Here is an 18,946-nt window from a genome sequence, read left to right on the forward strand (position 1 = left end):
AAGCAGAATCTTGAGTTAATTTTTGTTAATATTGGAAGCGGTGTTAGTATTTCGTCTTTAACTACCCATCCCTACCTGAGAGAAACTTGATGCTGCGACTCGAACATATCAGTAAAATTTATCCTACAGGCGAGGTTCTCAAAGATATCAACTGGGAAGTCAAACCAGGCGATCGCATTGGCTTAGTCGGTGTTAATGGTGCGGGAAAATCTACTCAGTTAAAGATTATCACTGGAGAAATTGAACCCACAGCCGGCGAAATCATTCGTCCCGCCAGTTTGCACATAGCCTACCTCAACCAAGAGTTTGAAGTTGATCCCAGTCGCACTGTTAGAGAAGAATTTTGGACAGTTTTTAAAGAAGCTAACCAAGTACAAATGTCTCTAACCCAGGTGCAGCGCGAGATGGAAACAGCTACACCAGAACAACTAGATAAACTAATTGATAAATTAGATCGCTTGCAGCGTCAGTTTGAAGCTTTGGATGGCTATGGTTTAGACGCACGTATTGGAAAAATCTTACCAGAAATGGGGTTTGACCCTGAAGATGGCGATCGCCTCGTCAGTGCTTTCTCTGGTGGTTGGCAAATGCGGATGAGTTTGGGTAAAATCCTTCTGCAAAAGCCCGATGTTTTGCTGCTGGATGAACCAACAAACCACCTGGACTTAGAAACCATTGAGTGGTTAGAAAATTACCTCAAAGGGTTGACTACGCCAATGGTTATAGTCTCCCATGACCGAGAATTTCTTGACCGCCTCTGCACCCAAATTGTAGAAACTGAACGTGGGGTTTCTACTACTTACCTTGGTAACTACTCGGCGTACTTACAACAAAAAGCTGAAAGTCAAGCAGCACAACTTAGCGCCTACGAACGCCAGCAAAAAGAGTTAGATAAACAACAAGCATTTGTCGATAGATTCCGCGCCAGTGCGACTCGCAGCACCCAAGCAAAAAGCCGGGAAAAGCAGCTAGATAAAGTTGAGCGCATTGAAGCACCGATTGCTGGAGTTAAAACTCTGCACTTTCGTTTTCCTCCTGCACCTCGTAGTGGTAGGGAAGTAGTAGATATTAAGGATTTAACTCATATCTACGATGATAAAATTTTATTTTTGGGAACGAGCCTTTTAATTGAAAGAGGCGATCGCATTGCTTTTCTAGGCCCCAACGGTGCTGGAAAATCTACGCTTTTGCGTGTGATTATGGGTATGGAACCACCCACAGAAGGCAGCGTGCAATTAGGCGATCACAACGTCATTCCTGGCTATTTTGAGCAAAATCAAGCCGAAGCTTTGGATTTGAAGAAAACAGTTATGGAAACAATCCATGACGAAGTTCCAGATTGGGATAATCAAGAAGTCCGCACGCTTTTAGGACGATTTTTATTTACTGGCGACACTGTATTTAAATCGGTGGGAGCATTGAGTGGTGGAGAAAAAGCCCGTCTGGCATTAGCTAAAATGCTTTTACGTCCAGCAAATTTGCTGATTTTGGATGAGCCGACAAATCATCTAGATATTCCGGCAAAAGAAATGTTGGAAGAATCTCTGCAAAATTATGATGGTACAGCGATCGTCGTTTCTCACGACCGATATTTTATTTCTCAAGTAGCCAACAAAATTGTCGAAATTCGTGATGGTGAATTTCGTGTCTATTTAGGCGATTATCATTACTATCAAGAAAAGATTGCTGAAGAAAAAGAACAAGCTAAATTAGCAGCGATCGCTGCTGAAAAAGCCGCTAAAAAGGCTGCTAAAGCTGCCAAATCTTCTGCAAAAAAAAAGTAACCAACTTAGTTAGTAGTAGTGTTTTAGAGCTACTACTAATAAATCAATAATTCAAATATCATATAAATACACATAAAAATTTACTAAGATTAAGAAAAGACTAAGAAAACTATAAAGTAATTAATAAAATTAAGTTAACAGGCATAAATTCACTTGCAGCGGTGATTAGCAGTGGTATCATTCGGGTATTACAAAAAGTAAAGGGCAATTTTACTATGACCAAAGCACCTGTTGCTCCTGTGGTGCTAGTCATTTTAGACGGATGGGGCTACTGCGAGGACAAGCGAGGAAACGCCATTATTGCTGCTAAGACTCCAATCATGGAGAGCTTATGGGCAGCTTATCCTCATACTCTCATCCGCACATCAGGAAAAGCCGTAGGGTTGCCAGAGGGTCAGATGGGTAACTCAGAAGTTGGTCATTTGAACATTGGCGCTGGGCGAGTAGTACCGCAAGAATTAGTCCGCATTTCAGATGCAGTTGAAGATGGTTCTATTTTGCAAAACCCAGCACTGGTCAAAATTTGCCAGGAAGTACGCTCTCGAAATAGCAAGTTACATCTTGTAGGGCTTTGTTCTCAAGGAGGCGTACACTCGCATATTACCCATCTATTCGGATTACTGGACTTAGCCAAAGAACAGCAAATTTCAGAAGTTTGTATCCATGCGATTACCGATGGTCGCGACACCGCACCCACTGAGGGCATAAAAGCTATTCAATTCCTGCAAAACCATATAGATAAGATCGGAATTGGACGTATTGCCACTCTCAGTGGCCGTTACTACGCGATGGATCGCGATCGCCGCTGGGATCGGATCAAACGTGCTTATGACGTGATTACACAAGATGGGGCAGTCGATCATCGCCAAGCTGTAGAAATCTTAGAAGCGTCTTACGCCGAAGGAGTGAAAGATGAATTTATTCCCCCAGTCCGAATTGCTCCTGGTGCGGTAGAACCAGGTGATGGGGTAATATTTTTCAACTTCCGCCCAGATCGCGCAAGACAGCTAACTCAAGCTTTTGTGAGTTCTAACTTTACAGGCTTTGAAAGACAGCAAATTACTCCGCTATCGTTTGCTACCTTTACTCAATATGATCCAGACTTACCTGTAGCTGTAGCTTTTGAACCACAGAATTTGAATAATATTCTGGGACAAGTAATTGCTAATCACGGTCTGAAGCAGTTTCGCACCGCCGAAACCGAAAAATATGCCCACGTTACCTATTTTTTTAACGGTGGTCTGGAAGAACCTTTTGCTGGAGAAGATCGAGAACTCGTAAGTAGTCCAATGGTAGCGACTTACGATAAAGCTCCAGCCATGTCAGCAGAAGCAGTCACAGATGTAGCGATCGCAGCTATTCAAAAAGGCATCTATTCTCTGGTAGTAATTAACTATGCTAATCCAGATATGGTAGGGCATACTGGTCAAATAGAAGCCACTGTTACAGGAATTGAAACAGTTGATCGCTGTTTAGGTCGCCTACTTACCAGCATTACCAAAGCCGGAGGTACAACAATAATTACTGCCGATCACGGCAACGCTGAGTATATGCTAGATAAAGAGGGTAATCCCTGGACGGCACATACTACTAATCCAGTTCCCTTGATTTTAGTGGAAGGAGAAAAACTAAAAATTCCCGGACATGGTACAAATGTCGAACTACGAAGCGATGGTAAGCTAGCTGATATTGCTCCCACGCTTTTGGATATTTTACAATTGCCCAAACCGCCAGAAATGACCGGGCGATCGCTCCTCAATTCAGCAGCTTATGATGTGCAACGCACTCGGACTCCAGTGCAAGCTGGGATGTAAATGAAAAACTCCATCCCAAGAAGATGAAGTTTTAGGGCATAGGGAACTTGTACTGAGCGTAGCCGAAGTATGGGGAATAGGGCATGGGGAAAAATTACCAATGTCCATTTCCCCTTCTTGATCAAAAATTTAGGAGTTAAAAAATTAAAAGTTTTCTAACTTCTATACAAACGCTTTGTTTTGAAACTTTTTATAAATGAGATTGCTACCATGACAGTTACTAATATTGTGCAAGCTACTTGGGCACTTTCCGCCGTTGGTTTGATTATCTTAGTGTTGCTACATAGTCCTAAAGGTGACGGTATTGGAGCCATTGGGGGACAAGCCCAGTTATTTAGCAGCACCAAGAGCGCAGAAAATACCTTAAATCGAGTCACCTGGGCGCTGACAGTCATTTTTATGGGTTTAACAGTAGTTTTGAGTGCCGATTGGCTACCTAAGTAAGAATAGGAAATTAGGAAGATGGGGAACAAAATTCGATACCCAAAACCTAACACCCGCAGAAATTTAAATATACGACAGTTATTAGCAGTTCTGACCTTAATTATTAGTACAGGACTGCTAATTGCTTTTACTAACTTCCAATCAATTGCTATTTTCACTAATAAGCCAGAACATAATCTAGACCTCAACAAGTCCCTAGCTTCCCCAAAACCTCACCCTCTACCACCAAAATTAGTGCATTGGCAAGACAGCACAAACGATGGTGATTACTTTTCTCAAATCGCAACTACCAAAGTTGGTTATTTAGTCTGGTCGCAATTTCCTATTCGAGTATACGTAGAAACACCACAAGCATTTAATAATAAACAAGCTCAAGGTTGGATTAACAGCGTTTTACAAGCTGTACAGGAATGGAATGTTTACTTGCCCTTAATAATAGTCGAACAGCCAGAGGTTGCTGATATTACAATTGTGCGGAAAGCGCCACCTTTACAGACTATCCCAGGTAGCAAAATCACCCGCGCCCGTTCTGCACTAACCACTTACGAGTTATATACCAACAGCAATCAAATTTTATGCCACAGATTTATAATTTTGCTGAGTCCTAGTCAAACCAATGCATATCTACAAGCAGCCGCCCGCCACGAACTCGGTCATGCTTTGGGAATTTGGGGTCATAGTCCACTAAAAACCGATGCTTTATATTTTTCCCAGGTTCGCAATTCGCCACCTATTTCTCCTAGAGATATAAATACTCTCAAGCGAGTTTATCAACAGCCAACCAGTTTAGGGTGGTCTTTATATTTAAATTGATATATCAAGACCATAAAAGTTGTGATTTATATAAATAGACTGGGGTCAACTCGAAAAAATTCTCCCAAAGCCTTAGCTTGAGCTTTGCTTATTTTTCGTTTGCCATTCACCACCTCTGAAACAACCCCTTTAGAACCGATAATACCCACTAAATCTAATTGTTTAATATCCCTTTGTTTCATTAGAAAAAGCAGTGTAGAATGAGGCTCAGAGGATTTCCCTGGTGAATAATATTCTTGTTCAAACTTTTCAATTAAAATAATTAGTAACTCATAAAGTTCATTTTGTTCAAGGCTGCGGTTATGGAGATGCATCAATTCTTCTACAATAGCTAAAGCTTTTACATTTTCTTCCTCATTTCTAATTCGTTTTGGCTGATACTGTAATAATAATTCCTTGTATTTATCTGAATTAAAAGTAAGGGTCATTTTTACAATCCTCCTTGTCATATTCAGCGTGGGTAAGTATATATTTGATATAAATCAATTGCTTTTCATAATCTATACTCACAATTAAACGATATTTATTACCCCTAACATTAAAGACAGTAAAGTTCCCAACTGCTTCTGCTTTTGGAAAAACTGATTGCACAGCAACCAAATTAGACCAATTAGCCTTGCTGGCAACTTTGTACCAATTATCAATAGAATTACGGCAATCAGCGTGGTTTTCAGCGTATTCTTTTAAACTTCGGTAGCTGATGACGTGCATTGATCATAATTTATCTGCAATTGATTTAGTTCTCATTACGAGAACTAAACTCCAAAAAATAATATCACGAGAAAGGCTGATAAGGTTGTTGAGCGATCGCATTCGTTAGCGCCTATTTCTCCCAGAGATATAAAAACTATTGGTGTTTTTTTGTACCTATCTAGTTCTACGATCTTATAAATTTAGCGCCTTGCTCTAGCAGTTTTGACTCTAAAAGAAATGCTACAACCTGATATAAATGCTAAAATCCCCATATTCTCGATAGAGAATATGATGTTTTGTGTTTGTAACTAAAATACTTGCAACTATCCAGTAATATAAATACATATCACTGTATTCCCATCAACTAACCGTGGATTTAGAGGAGGAAAAGTATGGCTTTGTGGCAACGCTTACTGAGAAGATTACAAGCAAAGCGATTCAGCGTAAATTCGCTTCAAGGCTTCGTATCACTATTTTTAATAGGAACCGCCTTGAGTGTAGCCTTAGCTGCTTGCTCTGGTGGGAATGTGAGTAATTCTAATTCTGCCGCCCAAACCCCAGGAGCTAGTCCTGTGTCGGCTAACAAGCAGAATGTGGAATTAACCTTAGTTTCTTTTGCCGTTACCAAAGCAGCCCACGAAGCCATAATTCCCAAGTTTGTAGAAAAGTGGAAGCAAGAACACAACCAAACCGTCACCTTTAACCCAAGCTATGGTGGTTCTGGTTCTCAAACTCGTGCTGTCATTGATGGCTTGGAAGCAGACGTTGTTCACTTGGCACTAGCATTAGACACCCAAAAAATTGAAAAAGCTGGACTGATTCAGCCAGGATGGCAGAAAGAAGTACCTAACGATGGCATCGTTTCCAAGTCGGTTGCAGCAATAGTTACACGACCAGGAAATCCCAAAGGTGTAAAAACCTGGGCAGACTTAGAAAAAGATCAAGTAAAACTGATTACCGCCGACCCCAAAACATCAGGCATTGCTCGTTGGAATTTCTTAGCTCTCTGGAACTCCGTGATTAAAACTGGAGGTAATGAGGCTAAAGCTACCGAATTTGTCACTAAAATCTATAACAATGTACCTCTTTTAACAAAAGATGCTCGTGAAGCAACTGATGCGTTTTTCAAACAGGGTCAAGGGGATGTCTTGATTAACTATGAAAACGAAATTATCTTTGCTCAACAAAAAGGCCAGAAAATTGATTATGTTATTCCTGATGTCAACATCTCTATCGATAACCCAATCGCAGTAGTAGATAAGAATGTTGATAAGCATGGTACACGCGAAGTTGCTGAAGCTTTTGTGAAATACCTCTACACTCCAGAAGCACAACAAGAATTTGTCAAGTGGGGATTCCGCCCAGTAAATGAGACAGTAATCCAAACAAAAGAAGTTGCCGATAAATATCCCAAAGTTAAAACCTTAAGCACCGTTCAAAACTACGGTGGATGGGATGCAGTTCAAAATAAATTCTTCGCTGATGGCGCTCTTTTTGACCAAATTCAAGCTCAAAAGCAACGGTAATCAGTCAACAGTAAATGGTGAGCCAGAGTGCAGTATTCTCACACGACTGGCTCCTAAATTTGGGCATTAATTTTGAATTTTAAATCGGAGCGAAGCGACGTGACTTTATCATCTCCTGTAGAAGTTAACAATAAAACTCCTGCCTGGAAGACTTTTCTCAATCAATTACGGCGGATTCCTTGGACGTGGCGAATTACCTGGGGATATCTGACAGTAATGTTATTTCTTCCTATTGCTGCTATGTTCTTGAAAGCCAGTACAGAACCCCCGGCAAGGTTTTGGGAAATTGCCACCAGTGATATTGCTCTGGCAACATACAATGTCACTTTTTTAACATCGTTGGGTGCTGCCTTTCTCAACGGTATTTTTGGGACTCTAATTGCTTGGGTTTTAGTTCGCTACGACTTTCCACTGAAACGCTTGATTGATGCCACCGTAGATTTACCTTTCGCGCTACCAACTTCAGTTGCAGGGTTAACATTGGCAACAGTTTACAGTAATAACGGCTGGATTGGTTCGTTATTAGAGCCACTGGGAATTAAAGTATCTTTTACTCGTTTGGGGGTAGGGGTGGCAATGATATTTATTTCACTACCTTTTGTGGTGAGAACTGTACAACCCGTGCTGCAAGAAATGGAACATGAAATAGAAGAAGCAGCTTGGAGTTTGGGTGCTTCCCAATGGCAGACCTTTTGGAAGGTGATTTTGCCGCCTTTATTTCCCACAATTTTGACTGGTGTGGCTTTGGGCTTTTCTCGTGCAGTGGGTGAATATGGCTCAACTGTAATTATCTCTTCTAATACACCTTTTCAAGATTTGATCGCACCTGTATTAATTTTTCAACGCTTAGAGCAGTATGACTACTCTGGTGCAACTGTAATCGGCATAGTTCTACTGACAATTTCGTTAGTGTTACTTCTCGCTATTAATTTCTTACAAGCATGGGCTAGAAGATATGACAGTCAATGAGCCAAAATTTCATTCATCTGGATCTAATACAGGTAAAGCCAGCCCAAAACAGCAAAAAAGCTGGGTTCCCACAGTTTTAATTGGTATAGCGATCGCTTATTTAGTTCTGGTTCAATATATACCTGCACTCAATGTTTTTTTTCAAGCTTTCAGCAGAGGAATTGGCCCGTTTTTTTCCAACCTCAGCCGCCCCGCTTTTCTTCATGCAGCTTGGTTGACACTGTTACTAGCATTGATTGCTGTGCCTTTAAATACAGTATTTGGCTTATGTGCAGCTTGGGCGATCGCTCGTCATAAATTTCCTGGACGCGCAGTAGTTCTGAGTATTATTGATTTACCTTTTTCTATTTCACCCGTAGTTGCAGGATTAATGCTGGTATTGCTCTACGGTAGGCAAGGATGGTTTGGCCCTTGGCTGCAAGCATACGACATCGAGGTGATCTTTGCCTTTCCGGGTATGGTACTGGCTACAGCATTTGTCAGTATGCCCTTTGTCGCGCGAGAAGTGATTCCAGTTTTAGAAGAATTTGGCAAAGATCAAGAAGAAGCGGCTAGAACCCTAGGTGCTAACGATTGGCAAATATTTTGGCGCGTCACTTTACCCAGTATCCGCTGGGGCTTGCTTTATGGCTTAATTTTGACTAACGCCAGAGCAATGGGTGAATTTGGGGCAGTTTCAGTAGTAGCAGGTAATATTGCTGGCAAAACCCAGAGTTTACCACTGTTCGTAGAGGATGCTTACAAACAATATGAAACTGAAGCCGCCTTTTCTGCGGCTGTACTCTTGGCAATGCTAGCAGTAGTTACATTAGTGTTGAAGGAGATTCTGGAACGGAAAACCCGTATTAAAGATGTTGAATAAATTAGGGCATGGGGCATAAGAAGCAGAGGGGCAGGGTGCAGGGCGCAGAGGTGAATTAATAAAATGCCTTGAATTTGTTGTAGTTGTACTTAATATTTAATCTTTCTCCCTGCCCTTCTGCTCCCTTGCTAGCCCCTAGTTCCTAGCTCCTTTTCCTTAACTTAGAAGCGCTATATTTAACTATCCGTTTCAAAGCGTTGTTAATTCGTATTACAATTCAACGCCATAGACACCTATTTTTTTGTTAGTATGCAAAAAAACCCATGTATACAGTTACGGTTCAATTGTTGTTTGTCAGTAACTGTAAAAAACTGTAACAAAAGGGATAAAGCACCTGAGGTTGAATGTCTGATTTTTTCCAAGGAAATTTCCCATTAAAATCTGTCTCAGTGATTAAGAGTGCGCTCAAAAGCCCAGAGGCTGAAACCGAGGTGAGTGGAAATTTAGCTATAACCATAGCCGAAGCTGCATCAGACCGCAAAGCAGGCGAAATTCTAGTGCTAAAGGTAGCTGACGTATCTTACCTTGCAGATTACTTTGTAATGATGACTGGCTATTCTAAAGCGCAAATCAGGGCGATCGCTGAAGCAATTGAAGCAAAAGTAGAGAATGAGTGGCATCGTCGTCCTTTACGAATAGAAGGAAAGTCCGAAGGGAGTTGGGTGCTACAAGACTATGGCGACGTGATCGTTCACATCATGATGCCAAAAGAACGGGAGTTCTATAATTTAGAAGCGTTCTGGATTCATGCAGAACGTATTTCCCTTCCAGAACCTGATGAGGGTGGGGGTAAACCAACATGATTAGGTCTTCGGTTTCTAATTGCCCAGTTCCCATAGACCAACAACCACTTAATGAATATGAAGAATTAAAAGCCTCCTGGCTGTTTCGTGATTGCACCTTAAATTTGCAGGAGTATATCACAACAATAGCTTGGATTTGGGGTTTGTCATGGCTGGTGGCTGGTCCAGTAGCAGCAGCAAGTTTTCCCCCAAATAAATATCTAGCTCATTTTATTCTCTGCGGTGCAGCGGGAGCGAGTGTAGGGGTGGTACTGGGTCTGACACGGTTGTATTTAGGCTGGCATTATGTACGCGATCGCCTTTACAGTACAACTGTATTTTATGAAGAATCAGGCTGGTACGACGGTCAAACCTGGATGAAACCGCCAGAAATATTAACCCGCGATCGCTTAATTGTGACATACGATATCAAACCAATTTTACAGCGACTACAATTGACCTTTGCTAGCTTGGCTGGATTGTTGGTTATTGGTACTATAGTTTGGCATTTGTTTTAAATAGTTAGTCGTCAGTTGCCAGTTGCCAGTAGTACAAACGACTGACCACTGACCACTGACCACACTTCGACTACGCTCAGTGCATTACTGACAACTGACAATTCATAAATAAAGAGATAAATATTAACCCATGACAATGGGAAAACGAACTCAAGCCACAGCACTGGAAGTCCGGTTGCTGCGAGAAGGGATTATTGAATCGAGGCATATAGTCCACGCTGTTGTATGCGACGAACGAGGGCGGGTGCTTACCGTTGCCGGTAACTCTGAAACTGCTGCATTTGCCCGTTCTGCACTCAAACCATTTCAGGCACTCGCAGTTACTACTACAGGTACTCTAGAACGCTACAACCTCAGCGATCGCGATTTAGCAATTATCACAGGTTCCCATAAAGCTACAATCGAGCAAGTACGACAAGTCTTTAACATCCTTTGGCGCGCCGACCTTGACCCGACTGTACTTCAATGTCCCATTCCTGAAGAAAAGCGGAGTCCTTTAGAATACAATTGCTCTGGTAAACACGCAGGGATGTTAGCTGTTTGTCAACAGCGTCGTTGGCCTTTAAATAACTACTTAGATCGCAAGCATCCAATTCAGCAATTGATTTTGGGGAAAGTAGCAGAACTGCTGCGAATGCCAGCAGAAGAATTTATCAGCGCTCATGACGACTGCGGTGCGCCCACTTATTTGATGCAAATTGGGCAGATGGCTTCTTTATATGCCCTCTTAGCCTCTAGCACTAACTTAGATATGGAGCGCATTGTCCGGGCAATGACTCATCACCCGGCTATGGTAGCAGGAGAAGGAGAATTTGATACAGAACTAATGCGCTTAACTCCAGGGGAACTGGTAAGCAAAGCTGGTGCTGAAGGAGTGCAATGTATTGGCAGACTCGGCGAAGGTATGGGATTAGCTATTAAAGTCATGGATGGGGCAAAAAGAGCAAAGTATGCCGTAGCGATTCACTTGCTTCAGCAGATGGGTTGGATTAGTCCCAGCACCGCAGAAAGCTTATCAGAAAAGTTTATGGCTTTGGGTAAATACAAGCGTCTAGAAGTAGTTGGAGAATTATCGTTTTTATAGTTGCCAAACTTATAAACTTGGGCTATACTTGAAAAGTCAAGAACGACGCGGGATAGAGCAGCCTGGTAGCTCGTCGGGCTCATAACCCGAAGGTCAGTGGTTCAAATCCACTTCCCGCCACCAAATAGATAAAACAGACCCCCGCAATCCTTAAAGATAGTGGGGTTTGTTTTATTTTGATCTATTCTGGAATAGAAACCTTCCAAAAAGTGCGGAGAATCATGGTTGTGAAGTTGCAGCGACCGATTTTGGTGGGAGGATTGGGACTATCCTTTTCCCTGTGGATCTTACAAAGTTGGCATCATTCAATAGTGCAGGTAAGTGAATTTGGTTTATTTAGTGCTTTAGCTGTTGGTGGTGGTTTGTGGTTATTTCGGCAAAATCGCCCCAAAAATCATCTAGAGCAGCTAGATGGTATGGTTGTAGATCGGGTAACAGCAGAAACTGCGATCGCTAAAACTGAAGCCGTAATTAACCAATTAGCACAAGAAACCGAAAATCATCCAGCCTTAGAAAATTTGCGATCGCAAGTTGCCCAACTGCTATTAGAATTAGACAGACAAGAAATTAAAATCGGTGTTACTGGTGGTAAATCTGTTGGTAAAAGCACCTTAATTCAAGTCTTAAAGTCTAGCTGTGACAAAGAAATACTGCAAAAAGTTAGTTTTCAAGAAACAGCACCTCTATTTAGAGAAGCGGGTGAGAAGTCAGATGCAGCTACTTTGGCAGAAGTAAACAAAACTGATTTTGTCTTGTTTCTTACCAACGGCGATTTAACAGACTCAGAATTTCAAACTTTACAGCAGCTAAAGGCAGTAAATCAGCCGACAACTTTGGTTTTCAACAAACACGATCAATATTTAGCAGATGAACGTGCTAGTGTTTTGCTGTCCTTAAAACAGCGGATGTCAGGAAATGTAGTTGCAACTGCGGCTTCTCCCATTCCGATGAAAGTGCGGAAGCATGAAGCTGATGGTGCAGTGCAAGAATGGATGGAACAGCCAGCGCCAGATATCCAGCAATTGACTCAGCAATTAAGTACAGTTTTGGCACAGCAAGAAAAGCAGCTAGTTTGGACGACTACAATGAGGAAGACCCTAGCGCTAAAAGCTGAAGCAAAAAACTGGCTAAATGGCATTAGACGCGATCGCGCCACCCCAGTTATAGAACAATATCAATGGATAGCTGCGGCTGCTGCCTTTGCTAACCCAGTACCAGCACTTGATATTTTGGCGACTGCGGCAATTAACGCTCAAATGGTGATGGATTTAGGTAATGTTTATCAGCAGAAGTTTTCCTGGGAACAGGCGCAAACCGTAGCCGGGACAATGGGAAGTCTGATGCTAAAGTTGGGTTTAGTCGAACTTTCCACAAAAGCTGTTAGTACTGTCTTAAAAAGTAACGCCATTACCTTTGTTGCTGGTGGTGTTGTGCAGGGAGTTAGTGCTGCTTATCTCACCAGAGTTGCAGGGTTGAGTTTAGTCGAGTATTTTGAACAGCAAGAAGTAGCCATAGATTCTGGTACTAATTTGAATTTGGACAAGTTGCGCCAAACTTTGCAAAATGTCTTTCAGCAAAATCAGCAGATGGCTTTTCTGCAAGGTTTTGTTAAGCAAAGTGTGAAGCGCTTATTGCCAGAAACACAGCAGGTGGAAGTTGTAAAATAATTTCGCGCAAAGGCGCAAAGGCGCTAAGAAAAACTTTGCGTCTTTGCATCAAAAATGAGTTTGCTAGAAAACTATGGTGATGACTATAACTCCTGCGGAACAGCGGGTGATTCTTCACAATATTAGTTGGGAAACTTTCAACACTATTCTTCAAGAATTAGGTGAAAATCGATCTGAACGTCTGGCATATAACGAAGGCTATTTAGAAATTATGACTCCCCTGGGGGAACATGAGAACACTAACAGATTTATTGATGATTTGATGCGGATTTTGGCAGATGAATTAAACCTAAATCTGAAAAAGTTTGGTTCTCTAACTCTCAAGCGAGATGATATACGGCGGGGTATAGAACCGGATTCTTGTTATTACATTCAAAATGAGCCTGTTGTCAGAGGAAAAAAAGATATAGATTTAAAATATGATCCACCACCAGACTTAGTTGTTGAAATTGATATCACCAATAGTTCTTTAAACAAGCGCTCAATTTATGCAGCCTTGGGTGTGCCAGAAATTTGGCTGTACGATGGGCAAAATTTAAAATTTTTTGTTTTATCTGAGCAGGTTCAGACTTACAAACAAGTAAAGCAAAGCCCAACATTTCCTGTTTTAACGAAAAATGTTGTTCTTCAGTTGATTGAACAAAGTTTAACTGATGGAGAAACTGCAACTTTGCGCTCTTTTCGAGCTTGGCTGAAACAGAGGTTAGAACATTAAAATAGTTGAAATATCAAAATATTTGTTTGATAAATTCATCACAGCTTTAAAGCCTACATTAAACCGAACAGCTTGTTAACCAATCAAACGCAAAATGAGGTATTTCCGAGTTTGGGGAGTTGTTCCCAAGACAGTGATCGCCTGTTATGCAAACAGCGGTGCGATCGCTTCACAGGAAAGGTGAAAATTCAATGGAACCAACACCAAAGCAGTTAAAAGCACTTTATCAAAGATGCGTAAGAGCAAGTAATTTGCTTCAACCAATCAAAATAGTAAGGCTTGATAATCGCACCAACCGAATAGTTATGCTGATTGGAGAGACAATACAAATAGAAATTCTTCCAAATGGGGAGGTACTAATCGAGTGACTAAGCCAAATTATGAATCAATGACAGAACCAGAATTGCGTGACTATATTAGACGCAATCCTCAAGATGAAGATGCTTTTCAGCACTACCTAAGCATTATTCGCTCTCGCCCTGGCGTGCTTCGCACTACAGATGAAGAAGCAGATGCAGAAATGGAAAAGAGGGTCAATCAAGGTCAGAGATAGCGATAAACTTCCTGAACAATTTTTCATTGTTCTTAGTTATTGAGTTAGAATATATAATTTGTTTAAATTCAGTCTTGAAACACTATTATAAATGAGCGATCGCCCTTGTATTTTTTCTTTTTTTGCTGGTTCTGGTTTTTTAGATTTAGGTTTTGAAACTAGCGGTTTTAACATTGTTTATGTCAATGAAATCTTCTCTCCATTCCTGGCAGCATACCGCTATTCGCGGCATATTCTCAACTTACCATTAACAGAATATGGATATTGTGATAGAGAAACAGCAGATATTACTCAACTTATCGATGGAAAACAAGCACAACGCTTAAAAGAATTAGTTAAAGATTGTCGTAAATCTCATAATATTGTGGGCTTTATTGGCGGGCCTCCCTGTCCTGATTTTTCTATTGGGGGCAAAAATAAAGGACGATTGGGAGATCACGGTAAACTTTCGGCTTCTTATGTGGAATTAATTTGCCGTAATTTACCAGATTTTTTTGTATTTGAGAATGTAAAAGGTTTATACAAAACAATAAAACATCGTTTATTTTTTGAAAATCTGAAACAACAATTACAACAAACAGGATATACATTAACAAAACGATTAATTAATTCTATTGAATACGGTGTGCCACAGGATAGAGAAAGAATCATTCTGATAGGTTTCAGAAATAATTTTTTAAAAGAAATAGGAATCAACCATCAATTTAGTTTTCCTTGGAAAAAACATGTTTTATATCCTCAAGAGAAAGTGTTTGCTTTTCCTTGGCGTAAGTGTGAACCGTTTAAAGAAGAATCTATAACTATTTGTCCTGACGATATACCTCAAGAACTAACAGTTGAATATTGGTTTAGAAAAAATAATGTGTTGAAACATCCTAATGCTGAACATTGTTTTCAACCAAGAGCAGGTATCACCAGATTTGCTACTGTTGATGAAGGAGATGATTCTAAAAAATCTTTCAAACGTCTGCATAGATGGCGTTACTCTCCGACAGCTTGCTACGGAAATAATGAAGTGCATTTACACCCTTATAAAGTTCGCCGAATATCTGTAGCGGAAGCTTTAGCTATACAATCTTTACCTGCAAATTTTATACTTCCAGAAAATATGTCACTCACCAATATGTTTAAAACTATTGGTAATGGCGTACCATATTTAGCATCAAAGGCATTAGCTGAGACTATTGTTGACTTTTTAAGAATTAACGTTCATCTTTCTCATGTCACAACAGCCTAATGTCAACTTAAATACCTAAAAAATTCTGGTATGCTTGCAAGCTTGATGTGTAATACCAGTTCAGCGGCTTGTTTTCAGGATAAACTCGTAATAAATATGCTTTAATATATATATAAGAAATGTTTTGATTTTTTATAAAGATTAATAATCAACTTACTGGCAAAGGCACGATGGCAGCAGACTATCCAGACATTGATATTGCGCCATTCATTGATCACGCCCTGTTAACACCCACAGCTACCCCAGAGCAGGTTGAGCAATGGTGTGAAGAAGCAGACAGATTTCATTTTGCAGCGGTTTGTCTTCATCCTGTTTATGTCAAACAAGCAACGGAACTCCTCCACGGCAAAAACCCAAAAGTTTGTACGGTGATTGGCTTTCCGACTGGTGCGACAACTTCGGCCGTCAAACTTTATGAGGCTCAAGAAGCAGTAGAAAATGGTGCTACTGAGTTAGATGTTGTGATCAACTTGGGTTGGTTGAAAGCTGGCAAAACTGAAGAAGTGCATCGGGAAATTGCCGAAATTTGTGAAGAGACTGGGCAAACTGTCAAGGTAATTTTGGAAACAAACTTACTGACAGATGCTGAGAAAAATCTGGCGGCAGAAATATGTATGGAAGCCGGAGCAGCATTTTTAAAAACCAGTACAGGCTGGAATGGTGGTGCTACGGTGGCAGATGTGCAACTTTTGAAAGAAGTAGCTAAAGAAAGAGTAGGAATTAAGGCTTCAGGGGGTATTCGTACTGTAAATCAAGCCCTAGACTTAATTCTAGCGGGTGCTACTAGATTAGGCACATCTGGCGGTGTCGATTTGATCCGCCAGCGCGATAACCTGGAAAAGGGTCGATAGTCATTCGTTTTTTGATATTTGTCATTTGTCCAATGATTAATGAGTAGAACCTATAAAGTAACTGGGATTAATCTTAAAACCCAGGCACTGGGAGAATCTGACAGAATAGTGACAATTTTGACACGGGAATTTGGTTTGATTCGAGCAGTTGCCCCTGGCGCACGCAAGCACAACTCTAGCCTTGGTGGCAGGAGTGGAATGTTTGTAGTGAATGAACTATTAATTGCTAAAGGGCGATCGCTCGATAAAATTACTCAAGCACAAACGTTAAAAACTTATCCTGGTCTGGCTCAAGATCTGGGAAAATTATCTGCTAGTCAATATTTAGCAGAAATAGTCTTATGTCAAGCTTTAAGCGAGCAACCCCAAGAAGAAATTTATGAATTATTTAATGAACATCTTCAGCGGTTAGAAGCTTTACCAAAGTCAGAAGCAACTGCTGTTGTTGCACATCTAGCTCAAGGAGTATTTCATCTTTTAGCTTTGGGAGGACTGACACCCCAGGTACAAGTATGTTGTTTAACTCAACGTCCCTTAACACCAGACTTTACAAATCCCAATTGGCAAGTAGGATTTAGCATTACTGCGGGGGGAACAGTTTGCTTAGAGGCTTGGGAAGGCTTGCGATCGCAAAGTAAAAAACAAGCTCCCCTCCTACCATCGCCCCATTTTACCTCCATAGCATCTTCCCCAAAATCTAGTTATCAAACTGTTGCCCATCGGCAAGAAATACCAGTAATTTCCAGTCGCCTAAATGCTACAGAACTGGCCATGTTTCAACAGTTGTCACAACCAGAGATAATGCAAGTAAACCCAGTCAAAGATTATGGCTGGTTATCTGTTGAGCAAATTTTGCGCCAGTATGCTCAATATCATTTAGGTCGCCCGATTCGCTCTGCTTCTTTGATTGACTCTTATTTTGCTGCAAACTCATGATGCAACCGTCTGATTTGGATTCAAAAATCCTACCCCTATCACCAAGCTACGCCAAAAAACAGAACAAGGCATCAGTTCCTAAAGTTCCGAATCATCTGAGTGCAGTTCCTAAATCTACACCCAGTCACATGAATCGCGAAGAAATGTCCTCACAAGACATTTCCATAAATAATAAACATGAAACATCGGAAATACCAAAAAACGATATTTCTCAGCAATCTGAAAAACCAACTCAAGCATTAAATACAGACCAGACAGATAAAAATAGCGATCGCAATGGACAAAACTCACCAGTAGCTAATGTCCCACAAACAGAATTAAATGACTCTGGTTCAGGTAATTTACCCCAGCAGGGATTTTTACCAGTATTAAAAAATCCTAATTTTCTCGCCCTTTGGGGTGGTCAAGTTTTTTGCCAATTGGCAGATAAAGTGTATTTAGTATTAATGATTGCTTTGATTAATACTCAGTTTCAATCAAGTGATCAAAGCATTAGTGGCTGGGTGTCTGCTTTAATGATGGCTTTTACCATTCCAGCGGTACTGTTTGGTTCAATCGCTGGTGTGTTTGTGGATCGCTGGTCTAAAAAGGCCGTGCTAGTGTCCACAAATGTTTGGCGTGGCATTCTGGTTTTAGCAATACCCGTGCTGCTGTGGTTAACTCATGATTGGCAACCTATAGGAGTGATACCAGTAGGTTTTGCAATTATTTTGGGCGTAACTTTTTTAGTTTCCACACTGACACAGTTTTTTGCCCCAGCAGAACAAGCTGCAATTCCTTTAGTTGTGGAAGAACAGCACTTACTTTCGGCTAATTCCCTATATACAACAACCATGATGGCATCGGTAATTGTCGGGTTTGCCATTGGAGAACCATTATTAGCGATCGCTGATGCTATTTGGCTAAAACTTGGTGGTGGTGAAGAACTCGGCAAAGAACTGTTGGTAGGTGGTAGTTATGCGATCGCTGGGATAATTTTGTTTCTGTTAGCGACTAAAGAAAAACCCCACGCACCCGAAACCGCATTTCCTCATGTTTTCTCTGACTTACGTGATGGTTTTAGCTACCTTAATGCTAATTATCGCGTCCGCAATGCCTTACTACAATTGATTATTTTATTTTCTGTCTTTGCGGCATTAACTGTTTTAGCTGTGCGGATGGCAGAAATAATTCCTAACTTAAAAGCTTCCCAGTTTGGCTTTTTACTAGCATCTGGGGGTGTGGGGATTGCGATCGGGGCAACACTCCTGGGTCAGTTTGGTCAACGTTTCTCTTATCCTCAATTGAGTTTTTGCGGTTGTGCCGGGATGGCAGCATCTTTAATTGGTCTTTCAATATTCACAACCCAACTATGGATAGTTCTATTGTTAGTGGCTCTATTGGGTATCTTTGGGGCGCTAGTAGGTATCCCAATGCAAACAGCAATCCAGACAGAAACCCCGGCAGAAATGCGGGGCAAAGTATTCGGCTTACAAAATAATGTGATTAATATTGCCCTTTCTTTACCTCTAGCGTTGGCAGGTGTAGCAGAAACCTTTGTCGGATTACATGCAGTTTTTTTGGGATTAGCTGCGATCGTCTTTTCAGGAGCTATCTTAACTTGGTATAACTCCCATGAATAATTATCGAAATCATCACTTTGATAATTTATAGCAGTTCCCAATTACATGAGGTACAGTCTAGCTTCTAATTACTAGC

Annotated in this window: 20 protein-coding genes and 1 tRNA gene; 19 read left to right on the top strand and 2 right to left on the bottom strand. The window is 41.0% G+C overall.

Annotated features, from left to right (window positions below; translation table 11 throughout):
- Window positions 1–89: 89 nt before the first annotated feature.
- From QI031_RS24735 to QI031_RS24750, 4 genes are all read left to right on the top strand, one after another.
- Entirely contained in the window at window positions 90–1,784 is a 1,695-nt protein-coding gene (locus tag QI031_RS24735; protein WP_281482247.1) for an ABC-F family ATP-binding cassette domain-containing protein, read from the top strand.
- A gap of 215 nt (window positions 1,785–1,999) precedes the next feature.
- The gene (gpmI, locus tag QI031_RS24740) at window positions 2,000–3,598 is read left to right on the top strand and encodes a 2,3-bisphosphoglycerate-independent phosphoglycerate mutase (protein ID WP_281482248.1); all 1,599 of its coding nucleotides are present in this window, start codon (window positions 2,000–2,002) and stop codon (window positions 3,596–3,598) included.
- A gap of 210 nt (window positions 3,599–3,808) precedes the next feature.
- Window positions 3,809–4,042 carry a preprotein translocase subunit SecG gene (gene secG, locus QI031_RS24745; RefSeq protein WP_281482249.1) on the top strand — a complete coding sequence of 78 codons (234 nt, stop codon included), beginning with the start codon at window positions 3,809–3,811 and terminating at the stop codon, window positions 4,040–4,042.
- Window positions 4,043–4,060: 18 nt separating this feature from the next.
- Window positions 4,061–4,855, top strand: coding sequence for a peptidase (locus tag QI031_RS24750; protein WP_281482250.1), 795 nt, complete (start codon window positions 4,061–4,063; stop codon window positions 4,853–4,855).
- 26 nt (window positions 4,856–4,881) lie between these two features.
- Here the strand turns inward: QI031_RS24750 and QI031_RS24755 are convergent, their stop codons facing one another.
- Window positions 4,882–5,283 (bottom strand): helix-turn-helix domain-containing protein, encoded by a 402-nt coding sequence (locus QI031_RS24755; protein ID WP_281482251.1) that lies wholly within the window; start codon window positions 5,281–5,283, stop codon window positions 4,882–4,884.
- Window positions 5,267–5,566, bottom strand: coding sequence for a type II toxin-antitoxin system HigB family toxin (locus QI031_RS24760; RefSeq protein ID WP_281482252.1), 300 nt, complete (start codon window positions 5,564–5,566; stop codon window positions 5,267–5,269). The genes QI031_RS24755 and QI031_RS24760 overlap by 17 nt, the downstream gene beginning before the upstream one ends.
- 374 nt (window positions 5,567–5,940) lie before the next feature.
- Here QI031_RS24760 and QI031_RS24765 point away from each other — a divergent pair, with 374 nt between their 5' ends.
- The 15 genes from QI031_RS24765 to QI031_RS24830 all read left to right on the top strand — a co-directional run bounded on the left by QI031_RS24765 (window position 5,941) and on the right by QI031_RS24830 (window position 18,870).
- Window positions 5,941–7,074 carry a sulfate ABC transporter substrate-binding protein gene (locus tag QI031_RS24765; RefSeq protein WP_281482253.1) on the top strand — a complete coding sequence of 378 codons (1,134 nt, stop codon included), beginning with the start codon at window positions 5,941–5,943 and terminating at the stop codon, window positions 7,072–7,074.
- 99 nt (window positions 7,075–7,173) lie between these two features.
- Window positions 7,174–8,043, top strand: coding sequence for a sulfate ABC transporter permease subunit CysT (cysT, locus tag QI031_RS24770; protein WP_281482254.1), 870 nt, complete (start codon window positions 7,174–7,176; stop codon window positions 8,041–8,043).
- Window positions 8,030–8,905, top strand: a complete 876-nt coding sequence (gene cysW, locus QI031_RS24775) for a sulfate ABC transporter permease subunit CysW (protein ID WP_281482255.1) — start codon at window positions 8,030–8,032, stop codon at window positions 8,903–8,905. Before cysT ends, cysW begins: the two co-directional genes overlap by 14 nt.
- Before the next feature lie 344 nt (window positions 8,906–9,249).
- Window positions 9,250–9,708, top strand: a complete 459-nt coding sequence (gene rsfS / locus QI031_RS24780) for a ribosome silencing factor (protein ID WP_281482256.1) — start codon at window positions 9,250–9,252, stop codon at window positions 9,706–9,708.
- Complete coding sequence (locus QI031_RS24785; RefSeq protein ID WP_281482257.1) at window positions 9,705–10,205, top strand: CGLD27 family protein; 501 nt, start codon at window positions 9,705–9,707, stop codon at window positions 10,203–10,205. The genes rsfS and QI031_RS24785 overlap by 4 nt, the downstream gene beginning before the upstream one ends.
- A gap of 130 nt (window positions 10,206–10,335) precedes the next feature.
- Window positions 10,336–11,289 carry an asparaginase gene (locus tag QI031_RS24790; RefSeq protein WP_281482258.1) on the top strand — a complete coding sequence of 318 codons (954 nt, stop codon included), beginning with the start codon at window positions 10,336–10,338 and terminating at the stop codon, window positions 11,287–11,289.
- A 46-nt stretch (window positions 11,290–11,335) separates the two neighbouring features.
- Window positions 11,336–11,412 (top strand) — tRNA-Met (locus tag QI031_RS24795).
- Between the two features lie 98 nt (window positions 11,413–11,510).
- Window positions 11,511–12,956 (top strand): YcjF family protein, encoded by a 1,446-nt coding sequence (locus QI031_RS24800; protein WP_281482259.1) that lies wholly within the window; start codon window positions 11,511–11,513, stop codon window positions 12,954–12,956.
- A 79-nt stretch (window positions 12,957–13,035) separates the two neighbouring features.
- The gene (locus tag QI031_RS24805) at window positions 13,036–13,671 is read left to right on the top strand and encodes a Uma2 family endonuclease (RefSeq protein WP_343217821.1); all 636 of its coding nucleotides are present in this window, start codon (window positions 13,036–13,038) and stop codon (window positions 13,669–13,671) included.
- A 191-nt stretch (window positions 13,672–13,862) separates the two neighbouring features.
- The gene (locus QI031_RS31785; protein WP_425525987.1) at window positions 13,863–14,039 is read left to right on the top strand and encodes a DUF6888 family protein; all 177 of its coding nucleotides are present in this window, start codon (window positions 13,863–13,865) and stop codon (window positions 14,037–14,039) included.
- Complete coding sequence (locus QI031_RS24810; RefSeq protein ID WP_281482261.1) at window positions 14,036–14,224, top strand: DUF6887 family protein; 189 nt, start codon at window positions 14,036–14,038, stop codon at window positions 14,222–14,224. Before QI031_RS31785 ends, QI031_RS24810 begins: the two co-directional genes overlap by 4 nt.
- A gap of 91 nt (window positions 14,225–14,315) precedes the next feature.
- The gene (locus tag QI031_RS24815; protein ID WP_281482262.1) at window positions 14,316–15,461 is read left to right on the top strand and encodes a DNA cytosine methyltransferase; all 1,146 of its coding nucleotides are present in this window, start codon (window positions 14,316–14,318) and stop codon (window positions 15,459–15,461) included.
- Window positions 15,462–15,631: 170 nt separating this feature from the next.
- Entirely contained in the window at window positions 15,632–16,312 is a 681-nt protein-coding gene (gene deoC / locus QI031_RS24820) for a deoxyribose-phosphate aldolase (RefSeq protein WP_281482263.1), read from the top strand.
- Window positions 16,313–16,351: 39 nt separating this feature from the next.
- Window positions 16,352–17,248, top strand: coding sequence for a DNA repair protein RecO (gene recO, locus QI031_RS24825; RefSeq protein ID WP_425525988.1), 897 nt, complete (start codon window positions 16,352–16,354; stop codon window positions 17,246–17,248).
- Complete coding sequence (locus QI031_RS24830) at window positions 17,248–18,870, top strand: MFS transporter (protein ID WP_425526043.1); 1,623 nt, start codon at window positions 17,248–17,250, stop codon at window positions 18,868–18,870. The genes recO and QI031_RS24830 overlap by 1 nt, the downstream gene beginning before the upstream one ends.
- Window positions 18,871–18,946 lie beyond the last annotated feature (76 nt).

It is taken from the genome of Halotia branconii CENA392, from assembly GCF_029953635.1.
Classification (GTDB): Bacteria; Cyanobacteriota; Cyanobacteriia; order Cyanobacteriales; family Nostocaceae; genus Halotia; species Halotia branconii.

What these genes read in the sequence shown, in the direction of transcription:
- QI031_RS24805 (WP_343217821.1), top strand. Translation starts at nt 13,036, where the DNA reads ATGACTATAACTCCTGCGGAACAGCGGGTGATTCTTCACAATATTAGT.
- QI031_RS24815 (WP_281482262.1), top strand. Translation starts at nt 14,316, where the DNA reads ATGAGCGATCGCCCTTGTATTTTTTCTTTTTTTGCTGGTTCTGGTTTT.
- QI031_RS24830 (WP_425526043.1), top strand. Translation starts at nt 17,248, where the DNA reads ATGCAACCGTCTGATTTGGATTCAAAAATCCTACCCCTATCACCAAGC.
- secG (WP_281482249.1), top strand. Translation starts at nt 3,809, where the DNA reads ATGACAGTTACTAATATTGTGCAAGCTACTTGGGCACTTTCCGCCGTT.
- QI031_RS24800 (WP_281482259.1), top strand. Translation starts at nt 11,511, where the DNA reads ATGGTTGTGAAGTTGCAGCGACCGATTTTGGTGGGAGGATTGGGACTA.
- QI031_RS31785 (WP_425525987.1), top strand. Translation starts at nt 13,863, where the DNA reads ATGGAACCAACACCAAAGCAGTTAAAAGCACTTTATCAAAGATGCGTA.
- rsfS (WP_281482256.1), top strand. Translation starts at nt 9,250, where the DNA reads ATGTCTGATTTTTTCCAAGGAAATTTCCCATTAAAATCTGTCTCAGTG.
- recO (WP_425525988.1), top strand. Translation starts at nt 16,352, where the DNA reads ATGAGTAGAACCTATAAAGTAACTGGGATTAATCTTAAAACCCAGGCA.
- cysW (WP_281482255.1), top strand. Translation starts at nt 8,030, where the DNA reads ATGACAGTCAATGAGCCAAAATTTCATTCATCTGGATCTAATACAGGT.
- QI031_RS24750 (WP_281482250.1), top strand. Translation starts at nt 4,061, where the DNA reads ATGGGGAACAAAATTCGATACCCAAAACCTAACACCCGCAGAAATTTA.
- deoC (WP_281482263.1), top strand. Translation starts at nt 15,632, where the DNA reads ATGGCAGCAGACTATCCAGACATTGATATTGCGCCATTCATTGATCAC.
- QI031_RS24790 (WP_281482258.1), top strand. Translation starts at nt 10,336, where the DNA reads ATGACAATGGGAAAACGAACTCAAGCCACAGCACTGGAAGTCCGGTTG.
- QI031_RS24785 (WP_281482257.1), top strand. Translation starts at nt 9,705, where the DNA reads ATGATTAGGTCTTCGGTTTCTAATTGCCCAGTTCCCATAGACCAACAA.
- gpmI (WP_281482248.1), top strand. Translation starts at nt 2,000, where the DNA reads ATGACCAAAGCACCTGTTGCTCCTGTGGTGCTAGTCATTTTAGACGGA.
- QI031_RS24765 (WP_281482253.1), top strand. Translation starts at nt 5,941, where the DNA reads ATGGCTTTGTGGCAACGCTTACTGAGAAGATTACAAGCAAAGCGATTC.
- QI031_RS24755 (WP_281482251.1), bottom strand. Translation starts at nt 5,283, where the DNA reads ATGACCCTTACTTTTAATTCAGATAAATACAAGGAATTATTATTACAG.
- QI031_RS24760 (WP_281482252.1), bottom strand. Translation starts at nt 5,566, where the DNA reads ATGCACGTCATCAGCTACCGAAGTTTAAAAGAATACGCTGAAAACCAC.
- QI031_RS24735 (WP_281482247.1), top strand. Translation starts at nt 90, where the DNA reads ATGCTGCGACTCGAACATATCAGTAAAATTTATCCTACAGGCGAGGTT.